The following is a 22223-nucleotide window of genomic DNA, read 5'->3' as shown; positions in this document are numbered from 1 at the left end:
ACACCTGTCTGAGACTCAGTATCAAGGTGATTCGTGGAGTCGATGCTGTACGCTGCTCCGCACCAGCGAGGCACGTATGACAACTGGAGGACAGCGATGTCTTCACATGTGGCGCCCGGTGACCAAGCGACGTCCGGACTTGACCGGCGCACCGAGCTGAGGGAGTTCCTGCGCTCTCGCAGGGCCCGGCTCAGGCCCGAGGACGTGGGCCTGCCGTCGTACGGGCGGCGGCGGGTTCCCGGATTGCGGCGCGAGGAGCTGGCGCAGCTTGCGGGGGTGTCGTACGCGTACTACGCGCGCCTGGAGCAGGGATACGGCGAGACGATGTCGGCCGAGGTGCTGGACGCCGTCGCCCACGCCCTGCGCCTGAGCGAGGAGGAGCGTGACCATCTGGTCCGGCTGGCCCAGCCCGACCGTCAGAGCATGACGCAGGCCGCGCCTCCGCCGCAGCGGCTGCGGACCAGCGTCCAGCATCTGCTCGACACACTCGGCGTACCCGCCTACGTCGTCAGCCGGCGCCTGGACATCCTGGGATGGAACCGGCTCGCCACCGCCGTCTTCGGCAACTGGGCCCAGCTGCCGCCCGAGGAGCGCAACGTGGCCCGGCTGATCTTCCTCTCGCCCGAGGCACGCGACCGGTTCGCCGACCCGGGCCGCACGGCGCTGAGAACCGCCGGCGCTGTGCGCATGAACGCCGGCAAAAGCCCCGGGGATTCCTACCTCTCTTCCCTGATCGAGGAGTTGTCGCAGAAGAGCGAGGAGTTCCGGCAGCTGTGGGCACGGCACGAGGTGAGCTGTGGGGCCATCGGCGAGTCCGTGCGGATGCGGCACCCGCTGGTGGGGGAGTTCGACCTCATCCACGAGCCCATGGCGCTGCCCGGGGGCGCCCCTATGCGGCTGGTCACCTACCACGCCGAGCCGGGCTCCCGCTCGGAGGAAGCCCTGCGGATGCTGACCAGTTGGGAGCTGGAACCGCTGCGCTGAGACGTGAAGCCGGCCGGAGCCGACGACGGCGCTACGCGCCGACCCATTCATCTGTTCCGTCCGAGAACTTCTGGTGCTTCCAGATGGGCACTTCGTGCTTGAGGTCGTCGATCAGTTTCCTGCAGGCTGCGAAGGCATCTCCCCGGTGCGGACACGCGACGGCGACCACGACCGCCGGATCTCCCACCGCGAGTTCACCGACCCGGTGCACCGCGGCGAGGGCACGCACCGGGTAATGCGCCACGACCTTCTCCGCGATCCGCCGCATCTCGGCCTCGGCCGTCGGGTGGCACGAATACCCCAGGCCGTCCACGTCCGTGCCTGCGTCGTGGTTGCGCACCGTGCCGACGAACAGCGCGATCCCGCCCGCCGCCGCGTCGCCGACGGCCTGGAACACCTCGTCCAGGCAGAGCGGTGTCCGTCGTATCGCGATCAGCCTGATCGGCTGCGGGTGCGCCTGCTCACCGGGGTGCTCGTGGGCCGCCACCGGGTCAGCCCCCGATGGCCGACATCGGCCTCTCCGGACGTACGAACGAGGGATCGTCCAGGCCCGAAGCCGCCTTCTTGCCCCACATCGCCGCACGCCAGATCCGGGCGATCTCCTCGTCGGGGGCGCCCGAGCGGAGCGCGGCACGCAGATCGGTCTCCTCGCGGGCGAACAGGCAGGTGCGTATCTGGCCGTCGGCGGTCAGGCGGGTGCGGTCGCAGGCCGCGCAGAAGGGGCGGGTGACCGAGGCGATCACGCCGACGCGGTGCGGGCCGCCGTTCACGAGCCAGCGCTCGGCCGGGGCAGGGCCGCGCTCCTCGTCGCTTTCGGGGGTGAGGTCGAAGCGGGTGCGCAGGGAGGCGAGTATGTCGCCGGCGGTGATCAGGCCCTCGCGCTTCCAGCCGTGCTGGGCGTCCAGGGGCATCTGCTCGATGAAGCGCAGTTCGTAGTCGTGCTCCACCGCCCAGGCGAGGAGGTCCGGGGCCTCGTCCTCGTTCAGGCCCGGCATCAGGACCGAGTTGACCTTCACCGGGGTCAGGCCCGCCTCACGGGCGGCGTACAGACCCTCGATGACGTCCTTGTGGCGGTCCCGGCGGGTGAGGGTCTTGAAGACGTCCGGGCGGAGGGTGTCCAGGGAGACGTTGACCCGGTCCAGGCCCGCCGCCTTCAGGGCGGATGCCGTGCGCTTGAGGCCGATGCCGTTCGTCGTCAGGGACATCCGGGGGCGGGGTTCCAGCGCCGCGACGCGCCCGACTATGCCGACCAGGCCGGGGCGCAGCAGGGGCTCGCCGCCGGTGAAGCGGACTTCTCTGATGCCGAGGGAGGTGACGGCGATGTCGATCAGGCGGACGATCTCGTCGTCGGTGAGCAGGTCGGGCTTGGCCAGCCACTGCAGGCCCTCCTCGGGCATGCAGTAGGTGCAGCGCAGATTGCACCGGTCGGTCAGCGAGACCCTCAGGTCGGTGGCCACCCGGCCGTAGGTGTCGATGAGCACCTGGCCTCTCCTCCACGCATGTCGCGCCGTCATGCGGCCAGGACCGAGGCCGGTGACATCTGGGCCACCGGGACGGAACCGTGGATGGGACCGGGGACGCGGGACAAGGGCAGGCCGGTGCCGTTGTTGATGTGGGCGATGATCTCGGCGGTGATGGAGATCGCTGTCTCTTCGGGGGTGTGGGCGCCGAGGTCGAGTCCGATCGGTGAGTGCAGGCGGGCGAGGTGTTCCTCGGGCAGGCCGGCCTCGCGCAGACGTTCCAGGCGGTGTTCGTGGGTACGGCGGGAGCCCATCGCGCCGATGTAGCCGACGGGGAGGTCGAGGGCCGCGCGGAGCAGGGGAATGTCGAACTTGGCGTCGTGGGTGAGGACGCAGATCGCGGTGCGGGCGTCGACTTCCGTGGCCTCCAGGTAGCGGTGGGGCCAGTCGACGACGACCTCGTCGGCGTGTGGGAAGCGCTGAGTGGTGGCGAAGACGGGGCGGGCGTCGCAGACGGTGACCCGGTAGCCGAGGAAGCGCCCGGCCTGGCTGAGGGCGGCGGCGAAGTCGACGGCGCCGAAGATCAGCATGCGGGGTGGCGCTGCGTGGGTGTGGACCAGGAGCGTCAGCTTCTCCGGGCAGGTGTCGGCGTCCCCGCCGACTTCGACGCGGGCGGTTCGGCCTGCCCGCAGCAGCGCGCGGACCTGGGTGGCCACCGTACGGTCCTGTTGTCGGCCGCCCAGTGTCCCGTCGTACGCGCTGCCGCCCCCGAAAACGGACAGGGTGCGGCCGAGAAGGCGCTGCGGCCCGTCGATCACCTGGGCCACGGCGACGGGCACACCGGCCGACACCTGTTCCAGGGCGGTGGTGAGGTGGGGCTGGTCGGCGGGGTCGACCCGCTGCACCAGGACCTCCAGCTCACCGCCGCAGGTCAGGCCCACGGCGAAGGCGTCGTCGTCGGAGTAGCCGAACGAGGCCCGTATGGGGGGTTCGCCCGACTCCAGCACCTGTTGGCACAGGTCGTAGACGGCGCCTTCCACGCATCCCCCGGAGATGCTGCCGACCGCCTCGCCGTCGGTGTCCACGGCCAGTGCGGTGCCCGGTGGCAGGGGTGCGCTGCCGCTGACCTGAATGACGGTGGCGAGGGCGAAGGGGCGGTCCTCGCGGCACCAGCGGTACAGCGTGTCCGCGATGTTCAGCATGTGTGGCTCTCCTGGGGGAGGTTGGGAAGCCCGCCGCCGCGCCGGCATGGGGGATAGTGGGCGCGACGGCGGGCAGATCAGTGGGAGGGCTCTCCGGGCCCCGCCCGGGTGGCGGGAGGGGCCCCTGCCGCCACGGGTTCAGAGCAGGGCTTCGGCGGTGATGGGCAGGTCGCGGACGCGACGGCCGGTGGCGTTGAAGACCGCGTTCGCGATGGCCGGCGCGACCCCGACCTTCACGATCTCGCCGAGGCCCTTGACGCCGATGGGGTCGGCGTGGAGGTCCTCCCCGTCCAGATAGATCGCCTTGAGGTCGGGGACGTCGGCGTTGACGGGGACGAGGTAGTCGGCGAGGTTGGCGTTGACGATCCGGCCGTCGCGGTGGTCGGTGACCGTGTGTTCCAGTAGGGCCTGCCCGATGCCGCCCACCATGGCGCCGAGGGCCTGGCTGTCGGCGAGCTTGGGGCTGATGATCCGCCCGACGTCGTAGACGCCCAGCATCCTGCGCATCCGCACCAGGCCCAGCCGCCGGTCGACGGCCACCTCGGCGAACACCGCGCTGTAGGCGTTCATGGAGTACCGGTCGTCGCCGCTCGGGGTGAAGGTCCCGCGCGTCTCCAGGTGCGTACGGCTGTTACGGGCCAGCAGTTGCCGGTAGGTCTCCCCGCGCGCGCCGTTGCCCTTGACGTGCAGCCGGCCGCCGCGGACCACGACGTCGTCGGCGTCGACACCGTGCAGCGGTGACCGCTCGTCCTCGACGGCGAGCTTGATCGCCTCCTGCCGCAGCTTGTCGCAGCCGTCCTGGACGGCGGAGCCGACGCCGGCCATGGTCTGCGAGCCGCCGTGCGGCGGGGATGCCGGGAAGGTGGAGTCGCCGAGTTCGAAGCGGACCGTGCGCATGGTCAGGCCGAGGGCGTCGGCGGCGAGCTGGGTCATGGAGGTGTAGGTGCCGGGGCCCATGTCGCTGGTCGACGCCTGGACCAGGGCCGTGCCGTCGGCGTCCAGCCTGACCCGTGCCTCGGACCGCATGCGCAGGGTGTCGTAGATACCGCTGGCCATGCCCATGCCGATCAGCCAGTCGCCGTCCCGCCGGGAGCGCGGCCTGGGGTTGCGCCGGTGCCAGCCGAACGCGCGGGCTCCGGTCCGCAGGCACTCGCTCAGGCGCCGGGTGGACCAGGGCAGCCCGTTGGCAGGGTCCTCCTGCGGTTCGTTGCGCAGCCGCAGCTCGATCGGGTCGATGCCGGTCTTGTGGGCGAGTTCGTCCATGGCCGACTCGACGGCGAAGGCGGCGCTGGACCAGCCGGGGCCCCGCATGAACGTCGGTGTGTTCACGTCCAGCGGCACGGTCCGGTACGCCTGACGGACGTGGGGCGTGGCGTAGAGCATCTGCCCCGGGTTCATCACGCCCTCGGCGAAGTGCTCGTACGAGGACGTCTCGGCCCGTATCCGGTGGACCGCCGCGGTCAGGCGTCCGCCTCGGGTGCTGCCCAGACGCAGCCCGTACTCGTAGGCGGGCCGGTAGCCCACCCCGTAGTACAGCTGCTCGCGGGTCAGGACCAGTTTGACCGGGCGGCGGATCTGGCGGGCGGCGAGGGCCGCGATGGTGGTGTGCGGCCAGGTACGCAGCGCGTTGCCGAACGCGCCGCCGACGAACGGCGAGATGACGCGCACGTTCTCCGCCGACATGCCGAACACGGCGGCGAGTTCGTCCCGCGCGCCCACCGTCCACTGGGTCTTGTCCCACACGGTGAGCTTCTCGCCGTCCCAGCGGGCGATGGTGGCGTGCGGCTCCATCGCGTTGTGGTGGTTACGGGTGAGCCGGTAGGTGCCCTCCAGTTTGACCTCCGCCGACGCCAGTGCGTCTTCGGGGTTGCCGCGCACGTAGTTCTGCGGCGGCAGGGGGTCGTTCTCCCGGACTCCGGATGCCGCCATGTCGGTCGACGGCTTCTCGGCGTCGTAGGAGACCTTCACCAGGTCAGCGGCGTGCTGGGCGGCCTCCAGGGTGCGGGCGACGACCACGGCGACAGGCTGCCCGAAGAAGCGGACCTTGTCGTCCTGGAAGACGTGCAGCCGTTCGCCGTCGCGGGGGTCCAACCAGGCGCCCGGGTTGTCGCGGTAGGCCAGCGCGGGTTTGTCGAGGTGGCTGATGACGCCCAGGACGCCGGGCTGGGCGTCGGCGGCGCGGGTGTCGATGCCGGTGATCCGTCCGCGCGCGATGGTGCTGTCGACGACCACGGCGTGCACGACGCCGTCGATGTCGTGGTCGGCGGCGTACTTGGCCTGGCCGGTCACCTTCAGACGGCCGTCCACCCGGGACAGCGGCGCTCCGACGGCTGCCTGCGGCTGCGGGCTCACTTGCCACCTCCTACGGCGCGCAGTTGGCGCTCGACGGTCCGTTTGAGCAACTCGACCTTGAAACGGTTGTGCTGGAGGGGCCGGGCCCCGTCCGCCGCGTGCTCGGCGGCCTTGGTCCACAGCGCGTCGGACGGCCGCCGTCCGATCAGCTGCCGCTCGACGGCGGTGAGCTTCCAGGGGACGGTGCCCACGCCTCCGGCGGCCACCTTCGCCTGGTGGATCACCCCGCGGCGGATGTGCAGGGCGACGGCCGCCGAGGTGAGCGCGAACTCGTAGGACTGCCGGTCGCGCACCTTCAGATAGCCCGACTTCATCGGGCGCGGAAGGGCCGGAAGCTCGACAGCGGTGATCAACTCGCCCGGGCGCAGGGCCTGTTCGCGGTTGGGTGTGCTGCCCGGTTTGAGCAGGAAGTCGGCGAAGGGCACGGTGCGCTCGCCGTCCGGCCCCAGCAGGTGCACGGTCGCTTCCAGGGCGGCGAAGGCCACGGCGACGTCGGAGGGGTGGGTGGCCACGCAGTCGTCGGAGGTGCCGAGGATCGCGTGGGTGCGGTTGACGCCGTGCAGCGCCGCGCAGCCGGAGCCCGGCTCCCGCTTGTTGCAGGCGGCCGTCACATCACGGAAGTACGCGCACCGGGTGCGCTGCATGATGTTGCCGCCGATGGTCGCCATGTTCCGCAGCTGCGCCGACGCGCTCAGCTCCAGGGCCTGCGAGATGACCGGATACAGGGCGCGCACCCCCCGGTGGGCGGCGGCCTCGGACATCCGCGCCAGTGCGCCGATGCGCAGGCCCCCGCGCCGGGTGACCATGATCTCGCGCAGGGGCAGGGCGCTGATGTCGACCAGCCTGCTCGGGCGTTCGACGGTCTCGCGCATCAGGTCGACCAGTGTGGTGCCGCCGGCGATGTAGCGGCCGCCGTCGCGGCCCGCGTCGAGGGCCTGCCGGGTGCTGGCGGCCCTGGTGTAGGAGAAGGGATGCATGGGGAGCGTGCCTCATTTCCCGTGCGCGGTCTGCTCGACCGCCCGCACGATCTTCACGTAGCAGCCGCAGCGGCAGAGGTTGCCGCTCATGAACTCCCGGATTTCCTCCGCCGATCCGGTGTGCCCCTCGTCGATGCAGCCGACGCCGGACATGATCTGGCCGGAGGTGCAGTAGCCGCACTGGAAGGCGTCCTGGTCGATGAACGCCTGCTGCAACGGATGCAGTTGGTCGCCCTTGGCCAGGCCCTCGATGGTGGTGACCTCGGCGCCGTCCAGCCGGATGGCCAGCGTCAGGCAGGAGTTGACCCGGCGGCCGTCGACCAGCACGGTGCAGGCGCCGCAGGCACCGGCGTTGCAGCCCTTCTTCGAGCCGGTCAGCCCGAGGTGTTCGCGCAGCAGGTCCAGCAGCGAGGTCCGGTTGTCGACCGTGACGGTGCGGCGCTCGCCGTTGACGGTCAGGGCGACGCGGCTGCTGGGCGACGCCCCGGCGGCGGCCGCGGGCTCGGCGCCGAACACGGACGGCCCGCCTATCAGGCCACCCGCCACGACAGCACCGCCGACGGCCGTGGTCGCGATGAACGTGCGCCGGGACGGGGCGGAGGCAGATCCCTCGGGAGATCCCTCGGAATATCCTTCGGAGGGAGAAACAGTTGACTCGGGGGGTTCGGTGGACATGCTCACTCTCTCGGTCGGCGAAGACGGGTGACGGCACCGAGCACCGTCATGTGCACGAATCGGCGTAAGTACGAGGCGACACGGTTTTCCTCAGGCGGACGGGACAGCGCACCTGCGGGTGGTGGCATGGTGGCGCCGGAAGGCGGGCGGTCACGCGGCGGACTTGGCCTCGGCCCAGCAGGAGTGCGGCGGCCAGGGGCTAAACACGATCGGCAGCCGCCTCACCAGGGCGTCGGTGCGGCACGGCATCCACTGTGCGGCACGCGGCGCGATACAACGAGCGGACAGTTGTGGGACGACTCGGGTGTGTACCACTGCCGTTGGTACGTCTGGCAGTAGCAGCCAGAGCGATCCGACCGTCGGCGGTGGTCGTCATGCGTGGGGAGGGTGCCCGCATCCGAGAAGGTGGGCTCCGAGGGCACCGTACGGCTGAAGGGCTGCCCGGGCAGGAACAGCGCCTGGCGGCGAAGAACGAACGCGACACCGCCGTCGTCGCGGCCGAGCGGCTGCGCGCGGCCGGCCTGCCCGTGACCACCGTCAGCGTCGGCTCCACCCCCACCGCCCACGCCGCCGAAGATGAACGGTCCCCGCCGGCCCATGAGCTGCCCGGCGAAAGCGCCGAGCGGCACTCGGACGACATTGGCGAGCATGGCGCCGGAGCCCACGACACCCAGGGCACGGGAGCTCGCGGCGGGACCGGCGACGCGGGTGGCCAGCACGTTGGCCACGGCCCAGAACGCTCCGGTCGCCAGCGCGGTGAGGAACCGCGCCGCGAGCAGCAGCACGAAGCCGGAGCCGAGCGCGACGATCACATGTCCGGCCGCGAAGACGCCCAGGGCGAGCACCAGCGTCAGCCGCGCGGGCAGCCGCAGCGTGAGCATCGCCATCAGCGGCGCTCCGACGATCATTCCGACCGCGAAGACCGTGATCAACAGGCCCGCCTGGGCCACGCTCACCCACAGGTCGCCCGCGATCTCCGGCAGCAGGCCCGCCACCACGAACTCGGTCGTGCCCATCAGGAACGTGCCCAGTGCCAGCACGTGGATGACGACCGGAAGCCGGGCAGGCGGACGCGCGCGGTCTGCGACACGCACGCCTGGGGGGACCTGGAGGATTGCTCCTCGCATGATGGGTGCTCATCTCCCTCGGCGGGCGACTGCGGGGTGTGTAACCCAGGCAACCGTCTTCGTCTCAGGCGAAGAAGGTCGCGTTTATGGGGGGTACAAGCTCAACCTCCCTTTCCGGCGGCTCGCGCCTACCGTGAAGGGCATGGATCAGCGACCCGACAACCGCTCCGAGATCCGGGACTTCCTCGCCACCCGGCGCGCCAAGATCACCCCGGAGCAGGCAGGGCTGCCCACGAGTGGCCGATGCCGGGTCCCGGGGCTACGGCGGGAGGAAGTCGCCGTTCTCGCGGGCGTGAGCACCGAGTGGTACACGCGGCTGGAGAAGGGCCACATCAGCGGCGTGTCGGAAGACGTCCTCGACGCGGTCGCCCGGGCACTGCAACTGGACGAGGACGAACGCACCCACCTGTTCGACCCGGCCATGGCCGCGCAGCCGTCCAGTCGCACGCCTCGCCGCCGCAAGGCCGTCGACATCCCGCCCCGGGTCCAGTGGCTGCTCGACTCCAGCACGCTGTCCGCGGCGTTCGTCACCAACGGCCGCCTGGACATCGTGGCCACCAATCCACTCGCCCGCGCCCTTTTCGCGCCGCTGTTCGACAGTGGGGCTGCGGACGAACGCGGCCGTGCGAACTTCGCCCGGTACTGGTTGCTCGACCGTGGCGCGCCCGACTTCATCGACTACTGGGACGGCGCCGCAAACATCACCGCCGCCATGCTGCGCGCCGAAGCCGGGCGCTACCCGCATGACAAGGATCTGCGCGAGCTGATCGGTGAACTGTCCACCGTGAGCGCCGAGTTCCGCACCCGTTGGGCCGCCCACGAGGTGCGTATCAAGCTCCTCGCCAGCTGGGGAGCCACCCCTGCCGACCAGCAAAACCGCCCTGCCACTCACGTTGAGCCCAAGGAGAGGAGCACCGCCACCCCCGGCCCGTCCCAGTGAGGCCGGGCGTGCAGTCGTTCTCCGCCGGGTCAGGGGCTTGACCACAGCAAGGTCCAGCGTGTCCAGCGCGACGTCTGCCCGGCCCAGGCCCGCGACCTTCCGGGCGGCCGCGGAGTGCTGGGGCCGATGCCGTTGGTGGGCAGCGACAGCTGGGGCTCGGTGCCGGGGCGACGCAGCGCTCGACGACGCCGACCTGCGACGGTCGACGCCCATGGTCTTGCAGGCGTGCTCGAAGGTCTGGCGGTCCGGCTTGCGGGCCCCGGTCTGCTGGGCGGTGATGACGTGGCCGAACTCGACGCCGATGTGCTCGACGTTCCGCGTGATCAGGTTGTCGTCGGAGTCCCGTGGCAGGGGCGGCCCGCGTCGAGGGCGGCGTGGACGACGGCCTTCGTGCCGTCCTCGTCGAGGCGCTGCCGAAGTTGGTGCCGTCCACGCCGACCACCGATACGGGGCATCGGACGCCGACGAGGTCACCGCCGACAGTCCGCTGGACCAGTGGGAGGACTCGGGCGGGTGAGGATCAGTGTCCGGCGACGACGCCGGACAGTTCGTTCGTGCTCTTCGGCAGCGTCACGGACGTGACCTTCTCGCCCGATGCGATGTCGACGGCGTGCAGCTTGCGCTTGCCCGGTTCGGAGACGTACGCGATGTGGTCGCGGACGAAGAGGGTGGGCCGGGGCTGCTGCCAGTCCAGCGGTTCCTGCCACTCGTCCACGACGGGGATCTTCTTCTCCACCTTGCCCGTCTCCGGGTCGATGACGTGGAGTATGCCGTTCGTGCCCAGGACGAGTGCCTCGCCGTGGGGTCCGCGGCCGAGCGAGCGGAAGGAGTAGCTGGTGCCCAGGTCGACCAGGCGCAGCTTCGCGGTCTCGGTGTCGATGAGTGAGATGCGGGTCGGTCGCTCCAGTTCGGCCTCGGGGTCGGTCTTGTAGTCGCCCAGGAGGATCGGCGAGGCGTCGCTGCCCCGCTGGTTGCCGATGCGGCCGTAGTCGTCGGGGGCGTCGACCTTGGTGAACTCGCCGTCCTTGTAGATCAGGACACCGTCCTCGCAGCCGACGGCGACGGCTTCGCCCTGGGCGGCGGACTCGCCGTGGACGCCGGGGCAGTGCTCGTTGCGCTTGATCTCCTTGTTGTTCTTGTCCAGGACGAGGGCGCCGGTGCGCTTCTCCTCGGTGCCGAGGGTGCTGAGGAGTTCGCCGTTGCTCAGTTCGATGGCGACGCCGTGGTGCGGCTCGGCGGAGGTGTAGGTGCGGCCCTGCGGCTTCTTGCCGCCTTCGAGGTCGTCGGGGTCGAAGACGTTGACTTCGCCGGTGCCGTCGGTGAACAGGACCGTTTTGCCTGCGTGCTGGACGACGTGCCCGGGCTTGGCGCCCTTGTACTCGATGCCGGTGAAGGTCTGCTCGGCGGCGTTCAGGACGCGGAACCCGGAGTCGGTGGAGACGAGGACGTGGGAGTCGTCGCCGGCGGGGTTGACACGGTTGAAGCCGGGGAGGGCGATCGTCTTCGCCAGCTTCAGGCTCTCGCCGTCCAGGACGTACAGGCCGCCGTCGAACGTGGCGACCAGCGGGTCCTTGACCGCCACGGCCTTCGTGCGAGGCGCGTCCTTGGCCTTCGCCGTGGCGGACGAGGTGTCCTCTCCTCCGCAGGCGGTGAGGACCGCGGAGGCCGCCAGGGCGAGGGCCGTGCCCGTGCAGGCTCTGGTGCGTATCTGCTTGTTCACCGGTGTGTTCCTTTCCGTGCCGCGCGAACGCGGCGCGTGGTGGGGTGCTTGATGGCCGGTCGGCCGGTGTTCGCGTATGGGCCGGGGGTCAGGTGCCGGTCAGGCCCTCGGTCATGGCGGTGGTGTTGGCGCGCATCATCTGCAGGTAGGTTCCGGCGCCCTTGCCCTTCTCGGTCAGCGATTCGGAGTAGAGCTCGATGACGCGCACGCCACCGCCCAGCTCCGTGCGCAGCACCTCGGCCAGCCGCTTGGGCTGGGAGGAGTCGGCGAAGACGGTGCGCACTCCGGCCTCCCGCATGGCCTGGGTGAGTGAGCGCAGGTCGGAGGAGCTGGGAGAGGCCAGCGTCGTACCGCTCGGGATCACCGCGCCGATCACCCGGAAACCGAACCGGTCGGCGAGGTAACCGAAGACGTGGTGGTTGGTCACCAATGCCCGCTGCTTCTCGGGTATGCGGGCGAAGGAGCCCTCCATCCAGCGGGCGAGCTCGGCGAGTTGGCCGTCGTAGCGATCGGCGTTGGCGCGGATCACCTTCTCGTCCACGCCGTCCACGTGCGCGACGACCTGGTCGGCGATCAGCCCGGCGGCCTTGCGGACGCGGTCGGGGTCCGTCCAGAAGTGCGGGTCGGGCCGCCCGGCCTCCTCCTCCGGACCCCCGTCGTCGTGCGCCTGGAAGGTGAGGGGGTCGACCGCCTTGCCCGCCTCGAAGGTCGCCACCCCCGCCTCCCGGGCGGCTTCCACGTGCCGCAGGACGTTCTCCTCCAGGCCCAGCCCGTTGAAGACGACGAGGTCGGCGCGCTCCAACTCGGCGGCCTGCACGGCCGACAGTCCGAAGGAGTGCGGGTCGGCGTTCGGTTTCATCAGTACGGTGACGTCGGCTTCGTCGCCGACGATCTCCTGGGTGATGTCGCCCAGGATGTTGGTCGTCACCACGACCCGGGGCCGGTCGTCGCTGTGCCCGCAGGCGCTCACCGCGGCGGCGGAGGCGAGGGCGAGCAGGACGAACAGGAAGGTGCGCAGGCGCCGCGCACCGCGGGGCTGTCTCGTCATCGTCCGGTCTCCACCATGAGGGCCGGCTCGATGTCCAGGTCGAAGGTGCGCGCGATGCGCAGATTGTCGTTGTAGTCGATCTCGTACACGCGTTTGCCCTTGGGGTCGTTGAGGTAGGCGCGGCTGCGGTCGACCTCGATGACCGGTCCCGCGTTCCCGTCGGCGCCGGGCTCGGCGGCGCCCTTCACCAGCGGCTTCGTCCTGGAGACCTGCCGGCCGGTGGTGAGGTCGTAGCCATGGAGTGATCCGTCGGTCCGGAGGGTGATGATGACGGAGCCCTCGCCCGCGGTGTTCGCGGAGACGACGGGACCGGTCCGTATCCGTGTCCACGTGCGCTCGGTGACGTCCAGCACCCACACGGCCCGGTCACCGGCGGTCGCCGTGAGCGTGTCGCTGCCCGGCCGGTGCCGGAAGGCCGTGGCGCGTTCCTTCTCGGGTACGTCGCCGTCGTACGGGATCTTCTCGGCCGTGAAGGTGCCGTCGTTCGCACGGACGAGCAGGGCGCCGTCGGCGCATCCGAGGACGACTCCGCGTCGGGTGACGGCGTCCCCCCGGGGGTCCTCACAGGACGCGTCCGGCGAGGCGACCCGCCTGCCGTGGCGGTCGTACACGACGAGTTGTGCGGTTTCCTCGCCGCCGTCCGTGAAGGCGAGCAGATGCTCCGCGTACGGTACGACGGTTCCCGCATGTGTCCCGGGCAGCGGGCGAGGGGAGCCGACCTCGCCCTTCTCCAGTTCGGCCCGGCGGTAGGTGCCGGCCCGGCCGTCCTCGTCGGTCACCGCGGTCACGGCGGCGTCGCTGCGGATGCGCGCGGCCGGGCCTGCGGGCAGGGTGCCCACGTCACGTATCGGCGCGCGGTAGTAGTGCACGTGGTCGCCGTGGTCCACCATCCAGGCGCCGCTGTCGAGGACGTGTGTGCCGTCCGGGGTGTGGAAGTAGGCGAACCGGCCGTCCGTGGTGAGGTGTGTGGCGCCGGTCGTCCGGGGCACCTCGTGCACCTTGCCGGTGATCAGATCGAGTACTCGGGAGTGGCCGGTCCTCGGGTCGTTGAGCACCAGCCGGGACTGCTGCTCGGCCTTCTCCTGCGCGCCTTCGACGTATCCGTGCGCAGTGGAGGCGGCGGGAGTCGCCTCAGGGGCGGACGCGTCGGAGTCCTGTCCGGCGCAGCCGGTGGCGAGCAGCGCGAGGGCCACGAGGGCGGTCGACGCCCAGAGAGGGCGGTGTCTGCGGACGAACACAGGGATTGCCTCAAGTCTTCTTTCAGACGGTTGCCGCGGCGCGCGCCTGGACGAGGCGTGCGCGCCGCTGGTGACGGAGACCGGATGCCAGGTGGGAGAGGAAGAACAGGACCACGGCGAGGGCGGAGACCGTCGCGCCGGCCGCGGTGCTCAGGTGCCAGGACAACAGCAGGCCGCCGAAGGTCGCGGTGATGCCGAGCAGCGCCGCGAGGGCCATGACGCCGCGCACACTGCGGGCCCAGGGCAACGCGGCGGCCGGCGGGGCGATGAGCAGGCCCAGGACCAGCAGTGTCCCGACGATGTGGAAGGAGGCGACGATCGCCAGGGCGAGCAGGCCGAGCAGTACGGCATGAGCCAGGCGGGGACGCAGACCGAGCGTGCCGGCCTTGCGCGGGTCGAAGGCCAGGGCGAGGAAGGCGCGGTGGCCGAGGGCCGAGACGGCCAGTGCCAGCAGCAGCGCCCCGCCCAGCAACAGGAGGTCCTGTTCGCGGACGGCGAGGACGTCGCCGAAGAGGAACCCGGTCAGGTCGACCGCGAAGGACTGCGACCGCGACACGATGATCACGCCGAGGGACAGCATCCCCACGAAGAGCAGACCGATGCCGGTGTCCTGGGACAGTCTCGGGGTGCGGCCGAGGGCGGTGACTCCGGCGGTCATGACGGCCGCGCTCAGCAGGGCCCCCACCAGCAGGTTGCCGCCGAAGAGCGCGGCGAGGGCGACACCGGGCAGCAGCCCGTGGGACATGGCGTCGCCGAGGAAGGCCATCCCCCTGAGCACCACCCAGGTTCCGGCCAGGGCACAGATCGCCGACACCAACATCCCGCCCCACAGGGCCCTTTGCACAAAGGACACCTCGAAGGGACCCGTCAACCACTCCATGCCGAACACACTACAATGAAAATCATGTTCAAAACACCGGCGCCCTCCCCCGCTTCCACCCAGGACGGAGCGCCCCGAGTCCGCGTCCGCGTCACCGAACTCTGCGCCGGCTATCCGGGCCGCCCCGTCCTGCATCAACTGGACGCGGAGATACCGGCGTTGGCCACCACGGCGCTCGTCGGGCCGAACGGCAGCGGGAAGTCCACCCTGCTCGGTGTCCTGGCCGGAGTGATCCAACCCACGTCCGGCAGGCTGCACCACGCGGGCGACCGGCCACCGGCCTTCGTCCCGCAGCGCGGCGCCGTCGGGGACGCACTGCCGCTGACGGTCAGAGAGACGGTGGAGATGGGCCGTTGGGGCGCACGCGGGCCCTGGCGCCGACTGACCCGGCAGGACCGCGCCACCGTGGACGCGGCCATGGAGCGCCTGGGCATCGCCGACCTCGCCACACGCCAACTCGGGGAGCTGTCCGGTGGACAGCGTCAGCGCACGCTGATCGCCCAGGGCGTTGCCCAGGAGTCGGACCTGCTGCTGCTGGACGAGCCGACCACGGGGCTCGACCCCGAGGCAAGGGAGCGGATCGCGGCGCTGCTGACGGAGCTGGTCGCCGACGGAGTGACCGTCGTCCACGCCACGCACGACCTGGAAGCCGCCCGCTCGGCGGACGCCTGCCTCCTGCTCCGCGACGGCCGCCTCGCCGGACAGGGGCACCCCGAGCAGATCCTCACGACCGCGACGCTCGTCCGGATCTGGCAGCCGGCATGACGAGCGGCAGGCCATGACTCGCGGTCCGGGTGTTCGCGCAGCGCGTCACGCGCCTCGTTCAATTGAGATTTGAACTACGTGATCGAAGTTTGGTAATCCTTACCTCATATACTGGCGCGGCCCGCCGCCCGAAACCCGCACAGGCGTAGCCCTCCCCTCCCTTGCGACAGGATCAACCATGCGCACGTCCCCCTTCCGTGGCCTCGTCACCGTGTTCGCCCTCGCCCCACTGCTGGCCGGCTGTTTCGTTTCGGAGGACGGTGGATCAGACGCGGACGGCGCGCCCGGGGCCGGCGGCCGGTTGAGGGTCGCCCTCGCGGTACCGCCGGTGCAGGCCCTGTCCCCGTACAGCAACGACGCCACCGTGCTGAGCAAGCTCTCCGTCGCCGAGGGGCTCACCGCGCTGGACAAGGACGGCGCCGCCGCGCCCGCGCTGGCGAAGTCCTGGAAGCGGACGAACGACACCACCTGGACCTTCGAACTGCGCAAGGCGACCTTCCAGAACGGCACCGAGGTGACCGCCGAGTCGGTCGTCAACGCGCTCGGCCACGCGAACGCCGCCGAGACCAAGCCACGTGTCCTCAGCGACGTGACGCTGACGGCGAAGGCCGAGGACGCCGACACCGTCACGATCACCACGAAGACCGCAGACCCCGTGCTCCCGCTGCGGCTCGCCAGCCCCGCGCTGGGCATCCTCGCCCCCGAGGCGTACGCGAAGGACGGCACCGTCAGCCCCGTCGGAACCGGAACCGGCCCCTTCGCGATAGCGAAACTCACCGGGAAGAGCAAGGCCACGCTGAACCGCTACGACGGGTACTGGGGCGGCAAGGCCGAGTTGTCCGGCATCGACGTCACGTGGATCGCCGACGGCACCGCCCGCGCCAACGCCCTGCGCAGCGGCGACGTCGACGTGGCCGAGTGGATCCCCACCGCCCAGGCGAAGCTGCTGGACAAGAACACCCGTCACGAAGTGCCCTCCGTGCGCACCGACAGTCTGCTCCTCAACAACCGTGACGGCGGCATCTTCGCTGACGCGACGCTGCGGGCGGCCGCCCGTGAGGCCGTGGACGGCTCCGCCCTCATCGACTCGGTCTTCGGCGGGTACGCCGACCCCGCGCAGGGCCTGTTCGGGCCCGCCGTGCCCTGGGCGGCGGGCAAGCGCATCGAGGTCGTCAGCCGCGTCGAGGCCCCGACCACCGACGAGGTCAAGGCCAGGACGAAGGGCGAAACCCTGCGCCTGGCCACCTACACCAACCGCGCGGAACTGCCCGAAGCCGCGACCGTACTGCAGCAGCAGCTGGAGAAGGCCGGGTTCACCGTGCAGCAGGACGTGCGCGAGTACACGCAGATGGAGGGCGACCTCCTCGCCGGCAAGTACGACGCGCTCGTCTTCTCCCGCGTGACGCTCCTCGACACCGGTGACGCGGTCGCCTACCTCGCGAGCGACTTCACCGGCGACGGCGTCTACAACATCGCGGGCCTCAACGACGCCAAGGTCGACCGGGCCATCAAGGCCGCCGCCGAAGAGAGCGACACCTCGCGGCGGCAGCAGAAGATCATGCGGGCGGAGGCGGAGATCCTGAGCACGGACGCCGTCGTGCCGCTGGTCCACGAAAAGGTCGTGCAGGGCATCTCCCCCGACGTCGAGGGCGTGCTGCTCGACCCTCGCGAGCGGTCGCTGGTCGACATCAACACCCGTCTGAAGTAGATGAGCGTGACATCGGCCGGCGTCGATGCCCGCCGGACCGGGTGGTGGACGGGCCTCGGCCGGCTCCTCGCCGCGAGTGCGCTGCTGACGGCCGTGGCCCTGCTGCCCTGGCTGTCCGGGACCGACCCCGCGCGCACGGTCCTGCGGGCACGCTCCGCCGACCAGGACCCGACCCCCGCGCAGCTGTCCGCCGTACGCGCGCAACTCGGCCTCGACGAAGGTCCGTTCCGTCACCTCGTGCGGTGGCTGGCCGGGCTGCCGCGCGGCGACGCGGGCACGTCGTGGGTGTCGGGGGAACCGGTTCTGCCCCAGGTGTCCTCCGCTTTCGCGGTCTCCGTCACGTTGATGCTGGGCGCGTTGGTCGTCACGGTCGCGGTGGCCGCGCTGGTCAGCGCCCGCACGCTGTATCTCGGCTCCCGGCATCGGCTGCGGCGGGCCAGCTCCGGGACCGGGGCGGCGGTTCTCGCCGCGCTGCCCAAGTTCCTGCTCGCCTCCCTGCTCGCCACCGTCGGCGGGGTGTGGCTGGGCTGGTTCCCGTCCAGCGGCTGGGAGGGGCCGTCGTCGATGGTGCTGCCCTCCCTCGCACTGGGAGTGCCCTCCGGCGCGGTGATCGGCGGCCTGCTCGACCAGGCGCTGCCCGCCGCCTTCCAGGAGTCTTGGGCACGGACCTGGCGCGCCTACGGTTTCCCGGCCGGCGCCATCGGCCGCAACGCGCTGCGCCGCGTCCTGGCCGGTGTCCTTCCCCAACTCCTGCCGACCGTCATCGCCCTGGTGGGCGGCGCGGTCGCGGTGGAGAAGATCTTCAACATCCCCGGACTCGGCCGCCTCGCCCTGGACTCCGCCATCGCCCAGGACCTCCCGCCCCTGCAGACCGCGACGCTGACCCTCGTCCTGCTCGGCGTCGGCGCCGGCCTTCTCCTGCAGGCCCTGCGCCGTGCCGCCCTCGGCCCCGCCCTGCGCGACGGCGCGCTGCCCGCCCTGCCGCGGCCCGCCCTGGCACCACGGCGCTCCACCCGCTGGATCGCGGCACTGTCCGCCACCGCCCTGCTCGCCCTCGTCGTGGCCGGGCTGCTGCGCGACCCCCTGTACGTGGACACGACAGCCCGGCTGCTCGCGCCCTCGGCCGCGCACCCGCTGGGTACCGACTCACTCGGCCGCGACATGCTGGCCCGGCTGGGCCACGGGGCGCTGCGCACGGCCACGGTTGCCCTCGCGGTGACCGCGGTCGTCACCGTCACCGGACTTCTGCTCGGGATGACGGCCCGGGTCGGCGCGGGTCTGACAGAGGTGGTGGCCACGCTGCCGGCCGTCCTCGCCGGGCTGCTGACGACCGCCGTGACCGGGCCGTCCGCCTGGGGCGCCGCCTGCGCGGTGAGTCTGGTGGGCTGGACCCCGTACGCCGCGCAGACCGCCGCGCTGCTCGCGGAGGAACGGGCCAGCGGTCACCTGCTCGCCTCGCTCTCCTTCGGCGCGGGACCGTGGCACCTTCTGCGCCACCACTACCTCCCCGCCGTCCTGCCCGGAGTCGTGCGCAACGCCCTGCTGCGGCTGCCCACCACGGTCCTCGTCCTGGCCTCCCTCGGCTTCCTCGGGCTGGGCGAGCAGCCCCCCACCCCGGAATGGGGCCGCCTGCTGTCCGAGAACCAGCCGTACGCCGAACTGGCGCCCTGGACCCTCCTCGGCCCCGCCTGCGCCCTCGTGCTCCTGTCCGTGCTCGCCGTGACCGCGACGCCATCAGGGCCCTGGCGTCCGCGGCGAAAGGGCAACTGATGTTGCCGAGAACCGACGTCGCCACGGCGTCGTAGTCCCACCAGCCCCATGAGGCCGGCCGAGCCGACGACGGCACAGCCGATCGCGGATCGTCCCGCGATGCAGGCGGCCGCCTGATGCGTCGGCGACCAGCTTCCACATTCCGACGGTGATGTCGAGAACCCGTGACCGGCTCCGTCCCCGGGGTGGACGCGACCACAATGGGTCGCACCAGCAAGAGGCAAGAGGAGAAACACCATGGCCAAGTACTTGCTGCTCAAGCACTACCGCGGCGCCCCGGCTGCGGTCAACGACGTGCCGATGGACCAGTGGACGCCGGAGGAGATCTCGGCGCACGTGCAGTACATGCGCGACTTCGCGGCGCGGCTGGAGCGGACCGGCGAGTTCGTCGACGGTCAGGCGCTCGCCCCTGAGGGGACGTGGGTCCGGTACGACGGTGAGGGGCGCCCGCCGGTCACCGACGGCCCGTTCGCCGAGACCAAGGACCTCATCGCCGGATGGATGGTGATCGACGTCGACAGCCACGAACGTGCCGTCGAGCTGGCCGGGGAACTGTCGGCCGCACCGGGGGCGGGCGGGAAGCCGATCCACGAGTGGCTGGAGGTGCGCCCGTTCCTGGCCGCGCCGCCCACCATCACGGAGTGACCGCTCAGGTGTCTCAGATGGATGAGGCCCTGCTCCGCAGCCTCACGCCGAGCGTGCTCGCCATCCTCGTCCGCCGCGGGGCCGACTTCGCGGCGGCCGAGGACGCCGTTCAGGACGCGCTGGTCGAGGCGGTCCGTGTCTGGCCCGCCAGCCCGCCGCGGGACCCGAAGGGCTGGCTGGTCACCTCGGCCTGGCGCAAGTTCCTCGACGCGACCCGGGCGGACGCCGCCCGCCGCCGGCGTGAGGACCTCGTCGACGAGGAGCCGCCGCCCGGGCCCGCGCCCGCGGTGGACGACACGCTCCAGCTGTACTTCCTGTGCGCCCACCCGTCGCTGACACCGTCGTCCGCGGTCGCGCTGACGCTGCGCGCCGTGGGCGGGCTCACCACCCGCCAGATCGCCCAGGCCTACCTGGTGCCCGAAGCGACCATGGCGCAGCGCATCAGCCGGGCCAAGCGCACCGTCTCCGGCGTGCGGTTCGACCAGCCCGGCGACGTCGCGACCGTGCTGCGCGTCCTCTACCTGGTCTTCAACGAGGGCTACTCCGGCGACGTCGACCTCGCCGCCGAGGCCATCCGCCTGACCCGGCAGCTCGCGGCCGCGATCGACCACCCGGAGGTGGCGGGGCTGCTCGCCCTCATGCTGCTCCACCACGCCCGGCGCGCCGCCCGGACCGCGCCCGACGGCAGCCTGGTGCCGTTGGCCGAGCAGGACCGGAGCCGCTGGGACACCGCGTTGATCGCCGAGGGTGTCGGGATCCTGCAGGCGGCCCTCGCCCGCGACCGGCTGGGCGAGTTCCAGGCCCAGGCCGCCGTCGCGGCGCTCCACGCCGACGCGCCCACCGCCGGGGAGACGGACTGGGTGCAAATCGTCGAGTGGTACGACGAGCTCACGCGCCTGACCGACAGCCCGGTCGTGCGGCTCAACCGCGCGGTGGCCGTCGGCGAGGCCGACGGACCGCGCGCCGGCCTGGCGGCGCTCGCCGGGCTGGACGCCTCACTGCCCCGCCACGCCGCGGTGGCGGCGTACCTCCACGAGCGCGACGGCGACCTGGCGACGGCGGCACGGCTGTACGCCGAGGCGGCCCAGAAGGCGCCCGACCTCGCCGAACGCGACCACCTGACGCGCCAGGCCGCCCGGCTCAACGCCCGCCGGTGCGGCTGACGGGTCCCGCTCGGAAGTCGTGAGCGAGGTGACGTCGATGACGACTGACGCCGCTTCAGCACGACGCCGGACTGGACCGCGCCTCAACCGCCCTGTCCGGCGCACGCAGCCGAAAGGGGGTCAGAAGGTGAGTTTCCAGCTGTCGATGTAGCCCGTGTCCTGCGCGGCGACGTCCTGCACCCGTAGCCGCCAGGTTCCGTTCGCCGTCTCGTTGGAGGCGTCGACGGTGTAGGTGGTGATGACGTTGTCCGCGGAGTCCGAGCTGCTGGAGTTCTTCAGCCGGTAGGCGGTGCCGTCGGGTGCCAGCAGGTCGAGGACCAGGTCGCCGCGCCAGGTGTGCTTGATGTCCACGCCGACCCGAAGCGCCGCCGGCGCGTTTCCGGTGCGGCCGGAGACGGTCAGGGCCGAGGTCACCGCGGCCGCGTTGTCCGGGATGGCGACGTCGGTGGTGTTCTCGTACGACTCGCCGGGCGGCAGCGGCTCCGCCGTACCCAGCGTCCAGATGGCATGGGCGAGAGCGTCGCTGTTGCGGTCGAGCGCGGTGTCGTTGATGTTGGCGGTCGTGTCGCAGGAGGAATGGTAGCAGCGGTCGAACGCCTGGCCGGCGGTGCCGCCCCATGTGGCGGCCTGCGCCGCCGTCTTCGTACGGCTGGCGCCGGTGAACAGGCCGCCGACCGGTATGCCGACGTTCTTGAACGACGCGTGGTCGGAACGGCCGTCGCCCTCCGTCTCTATCTCGGTCGGCACGCCGATGCCCGCGTACCAGTCCTTGAAGACCTTCTCGATCGCCGGATCGTCGTCGTACACGAAGTAGCCCGGGTTCGGGGAACCGACCATGTCGAGGTTGATGTAGCCCGAGACTCTGGCGCGGTCGGCGGCCGTCAGGCTGTTCACGTAGTACCTGCTGCCGACCAGTCCCAGCTCCTCGGCGCCCCACCAGGCGAACCGCAGGTGCTTCGTGGGCTGGAGCTGGGCGCGGGAGACTGCGAGGGCCGTCTCGAGTACGGCCGCGGAGCCGGACGCGTTGTCGTTGATCCCGGCGCCGGAGGAGACCGAGTCGAGGTGCGCGCCGGCCATGAGGACCTGGTTCGCGTCCTCGCCGGGCCAGTCGGCGATCAGGTTGTACCCGGTTCTGCCGGAGTAGGTGAACTGCTGGACGGTGGTGGTGAATCCGGCCGCGTCGAGCTTGGCCTTCACATAGTCGAGCGAGGCCTTGTAGCCGGTACGGCCGTGGGCCCGGTTGCCGCCGTTGGCGGTGGCGATCGACTGGAACTGCGCCAGGTGTGCCTTGACGTTGCTGATGGGGATGTCGGGTGCCGCCAGGGCCCCGGCACCGGCGGCGGCTGCCCCGGACCGGTCGGGCGCCGCCGAGGCCGAGGGGGCGGGCGCGGCGAGCAGACCCGCCACGGCGACGAGGGCCACCGCGGCCGTACGTCTGGAGATGGTTCTGGGCAGGCTGGATCTCGGATGTGTCATGTGGGGAGCCGCACTTTCTCGTCGATGTGGGGAGTCGAGTGGTGCCCGGATCGGTGGAGCCAGAGCTGTGCGGGTGCTGTGTGCGCCTGATGC

The 22223-nt window shown here is 71.4% G+C and carries 19 protein-coding genes; 7 read left to right on the top strand and 12 right to left on the bottom strand.

The genetic code is table 11. The features are described from left to right. Window positions 1–96: 96 nt before the first annotated feature. Window positions 97–984, top strand: a complete 888-nt coding sequence (locus tag KWI83_RS32615) for a helix-turn-helix domain-containing protein (protein WP_218517996.1) — start codon at window positions 97–99, stop codon at window positions 982–984. Window positions 985–1015: 31 nt separating this feature from the next. Here the strand turns inward: KWI83_RS32615 and KWI83_RS32610 are convergent, their stop codons facing one another. The 7 genes from KWI83_RS32610 to KWI83_RS39835 form a co-directional block, all read right to left on the bottom strand. After that, window positions 1016–1471 (bottom strand): molybdenum cofactor biosynthesis protein MoaE, encoded by a 456-nt coding sequence (locus KWI83_RS32610; RefSeq protein ID WP_218517995.1) that lies wholly within the window; start codon window positions 1469–1471, stop codon window positions 1016–1018. Window positions 1472–1475: 4 nt separating this feature from the next. Continuing rightward, the gene (gene moaA / locus KWI83_RS32605; protein WP_256363116.1) at window positions 1476–2498 is read right to left on the bottom strand and encodes a GTP 3',8-cyclase MoaA; all 1023 of its coding nucleotides are present in this window, start codon (window positions 2496–2498) and stop codon (window positions 1476–1478) included. Continuing rightward, window positions 2495–3646, bottom strand: coding sequence for an XdhC family protein (locus tag KWI83_RS32600; RefSeq protein ID WP_218517993.1), 1152 nt, complete (start codon window positions 3644–3646; stop codon window positions 2495–2497). The genes moaA and KWI83_RS32600 overlap by 4 nt, the downstream gene beginning before the upstream one ends. A gap of 138 nt (window positions 3647–3784) precedes the next feature. Beyond that, window positions 3785–5998: a xanthine dehydrogenase family protein molybdopterin-binding subunit gene (locus KWI83_RS32595; RefSeq protein ID WP_218517992.1), complete on the bottom strand. Its 2214-nt coding sequence runs from the start codon at window positions 5996–5998 to the stop codon at window positions 3785–3787. After that, a complete protein-coding gene (locus KWI83_RS32590; protein WP_218517991.1) occupies window positions 5995–6975 on the bottom strand; it encodes a xanthine dehydrogenase family protein subunit M in 981 nt (326 codons plus the stop codon). The genes KWI83_RS32595 and KWI83_RS32590 overlap by 4 nt, the downstream gene beginning before the upstream one ends. Window positions 6976–6987: 12 nt before the next feature. Then, complete coding sequence (locus tag KWI83_RS32585; RefSeq protein WP_218517990.1) at window positions 6988–7650, bottom strand: (2Fe-2S)-binding protein; 663 nt, start codon at window positions 7648–7650, stop codon at window positions 6988–6990. 221 nt (window positions 7651–7871) lie between these two features. Continuing rightward, window positions 7872–8744: an MFS transporter gene (locus KWI83_RS39835; RefSeq protein ID WP_308122310.1), complete on the bottom strand. Its 873-nt coding sequence runs from the start codon at window positions 8742–8744 to the stop codon at window positions 7872–7874. Between the two features lie 175 nt (window positions 8745–8919). On the opposite strand from KWI83_RS39835, the gene KWI83_RS32575 reads away from it, so the two are divergent. Further along, window positions 8920–9717 (top strand): helix-turn-helix transcriptional regulator, encoded by a 798-nt coding sequence (locus tag KWI83_RS32575; RefSeq protein WP_218517989.1) that lies wholly within the window; start codon window positions 8920–8922, stop codon window positions 9715–9717. 520 nt (window positions 9718–10237) lie between these two features. On the opposite strand, the gene aztD is transcribed toward KWI83_RS32575, so the two are convergent. From aztD to aztB, 4 genes are all read right to left on the bottom strand, one after another. Beyond that, window positions 10238–11437, bottom strand: a complete 1200-nt coding sequence (gene aztD / locus KWI83_RS32570) for a zinc metallochaperone AztD (protein WP_218517988.1) — start codon at window positions 11435–11437, stop codon at window positions 10238–10240. Between the two features lie 88 nt (window positions 11438–11525). Continuing rightward, the gene (gene aztC, locus KWI83_RS32565) at window positions 11526–12485 is read right to left on the bottom strand and encodes a zinc ABC transporter substrate-binding protein AztC (RefSeq protein WP_218517987.1); all 960 of its coding nucleotides are present in this window, start codon (window positions 12483–12485) and stop codon (window positions 11526–11528) included. Continuing rightward, complete coding sequence (locus KWI83_RS32560; protein WP_218517986.1) at window positions 12482–13723, bottom strand: hypothetical protein; 1242 nt, start codon at window positions 13721–13723, stop codon at window positions 12482–12484. The genes aztC and KWI83_RS32560 overlap by 4 nt, the downstream gene beginning before the upstream one ends. 22 nt (window positions 13724–13745) lie before the next feature. Beyond that, the gene (gene aztB / locus KWI83_RS32555; protein ID WP_218517985.1) at window positions 13746–14603 is read right to left on the bottom strand and encodes a zinc ABC transporter permease AztB; all 858 of its coding nucleotides are present in this window, start codon (window positions 14601–14603) and stop codon (window positions 13746–13748) included. Window positions 14604–14618: 15 nt separating this feature from the next. Here aztB and aztA point away from each other — a divergent pair, with 15 nt between their 5' ends. The 5 genes from aztA (at window position 14619) to KWI83_RS32530 (ending at window position 20654) form a co-directional block, all read left to right on the top strand. Then, window positions 14619–15368, top strand: a complete 750-nt coding sequence (gene aztA / locus KWI83_RS32550; RefSeq protein WP_218517984.1) for a zinc ABC transporter ATP-binding protein AztA — start codon at window positions 14619–14621, stop codon at window positions 15366–15368. Window positions 15369–15546: 178 nt separating this feature from the next. Next, window positions 15547–17076, top strand: coding sequence for an ABC transporter substrate-binding protein (locus KWI83_RS32545; protein WP_218517983.1), 1530 nt, complete (start codon window positions 15547–15549; stop codon window positions 17074–17076). After that, on the top strand, window positions 17077–18846 hold the full coding sequence (locus KWI83_RS32540; protein WP_218517982.1) for an ABC transporter permease subunit: 1770 nt from the start codon (window positions 17077–17079) through the stop codon (window positions 18844–18846). A 237-nt stretch (window positions 18847–19083) separates the two neighbouring features. Next, window positions 19084–19491: a YciI family protein gene (locus KWI83_RS32535; RefSeq protein ID WP_218517981.1), complete on the top strand. Its 408-nt coding sequence runs from the start codon at window positions 19084–19086 to the stop codon at window positions 19489–19491. Between the two features lie 17 nt (window positions 19492–19508). Beyond that, on the top strand, window positions 19509–20654 hold the full coding sequence (locus KWI83_RS32530; protein WP_218517980.1) for an RNA polymerase sigma factor: 1146 nt from the start codon (window positions 19509–19511) through the stop codon (window positions 20652–20654). Between the two features lie 120 nt (window positions 20655–20774). Here the strand turns inward: KWI83_RS32530 and KWI83_RS32525 are convergent, their stop codons facing one another. Continuing rightward, window positions 20775–22130 carry a M28 family metallopeptidase gene (locus KWI83_RS32525; RefSeq protein ID WP_218517979.1) on the bottom strand — a complete coding sequence of 452 codons (1356 nt, stop codon included), beginning with the start codon at window positions 22128–22130 and terminating at the stop codon, window positions 20775–20777. Between the last annotated feature and the right edge of the window lie 93 nt (window positions 22131–22223).

The organism is Streptomyces sp. TRM70350 (genome assembly GCF_019219825.1).
Classification (GTDB): domain Bacteria; phylum Actinomycetota; class Actinomycetes; order Streptomycetales; family Streptomycetaceae; genus Streptomyces.
The sequence above is the reverse complement of the archived record's forward strand: the minus strand, read 5'-3'. Positions and strand labels throughout refer to the sequence as shown.

What these genes read in the sequence shown, in the direction of transcription:
- KWI83_RS32615 (WP_218517996.1), top strand. Translation starts at nt 97, where the DNA reads ATGTCTTCACATGTGGCGCCCGGTGACCAAGCGACGTCCGGACTTGAC.
- moaA (WP_256363116.1), bottom strand. Translation starts at nt 2,498, where the DNA reads ATGACGGCGCGACATGCGTGGAGGAGAGGCCAGGTGCTCATCGACACC.
- KWI83_RS32600 (WP_218517993.1), bottom strand. Translation starts at nt 3,646, where the DNA reads ATGCTGAACATCGCGGACACGCTGTACCGCTGGTGCCGCGAGGACCGC.
- KWI83_RS32590 (WP_218517991.1), bottom strand. Translation starts at nt 6,975, where the DNA reads ATGCATCCCTTCTCCTACACCAGGGCCGCCAGCACCCGGCAGGCCCTC.
- KWI83_RS32585 (WP_218517990.1), bottom strand. Translation starts at nt 7,650, where the DNA reads ATGTCCACCGAACCCCCCGAGTCAACTGTTTCTCCCTCCGAAGGATAT.
- KWI83_RS32575 (WP_218517989.1), top strand. Translation starts at nt 8,920, where the DNA reads ATGGATCAGCGACCCGACAACCGCTCCGAGATCCGGGACTTCCTCGCC.
- aztC (WP_218517987.1), bottom strand. Translation starts at nt 12,485, where the DNA reads ATGACGAGACAGCCCCGCGGTGCGCGGCGCCTGCGCACCTTCCTGTTC.
- aztB (WP_218517985.1), bottom strand. Translation starts at nt 14,603, where the DNA reads ATGGAGTGGTTGACGGGTCCCTTCGAGGTGTCCTTTGTGCAAAGGGCC.
- aztA (WP_218517984.1), top strand. Translation starts at nt 14,619, where the DNA reads ATGAAAATCATGTTCAAAACACCGGCGCCCTCCCCCGCTTCCACCCAG.
- KWI83_RS32545 (WP_218517983.1), top strand. Translation starts at nt 15,547, where the DNA reads ATGCGCACGTCCCCCTTCCGTGGCCTCGTCACCGTGTTCGCCCTCGCC.
- KWI83_RS32540 (WP_218517982.1), top strand. Translation starts at nt 17,077, where the DNA reads ATGAGCGTGACATCGGCCGGCGTCGATGCCCGCCGGACCGGGTGGTGG.
- KWI83_RS32535 (WP_218517981.1), top strand. Translation starts at nt 19,084, where the DNA reads ATGGCCAAGTACTTGCTGCTCAAGCACTACCGCGGCGCCCCGGCTGCG.
- KWI83_RS32530 (WP_218517980.1), top strand. Translation starts at nt 19,509, where the DNA reads ATGGATGAGGCCCTGCTCCGCAGCCTCACGCCGAGCGTGCTCGCCATC.
- KWI83_RS32525 (WP_218517979.1), bottom strand. Translation starts at nt 22,130, where the DNA reads ATGACACATCCGAGATCCAGCCTGCCCAGAACCATCTCCAGACGTACG.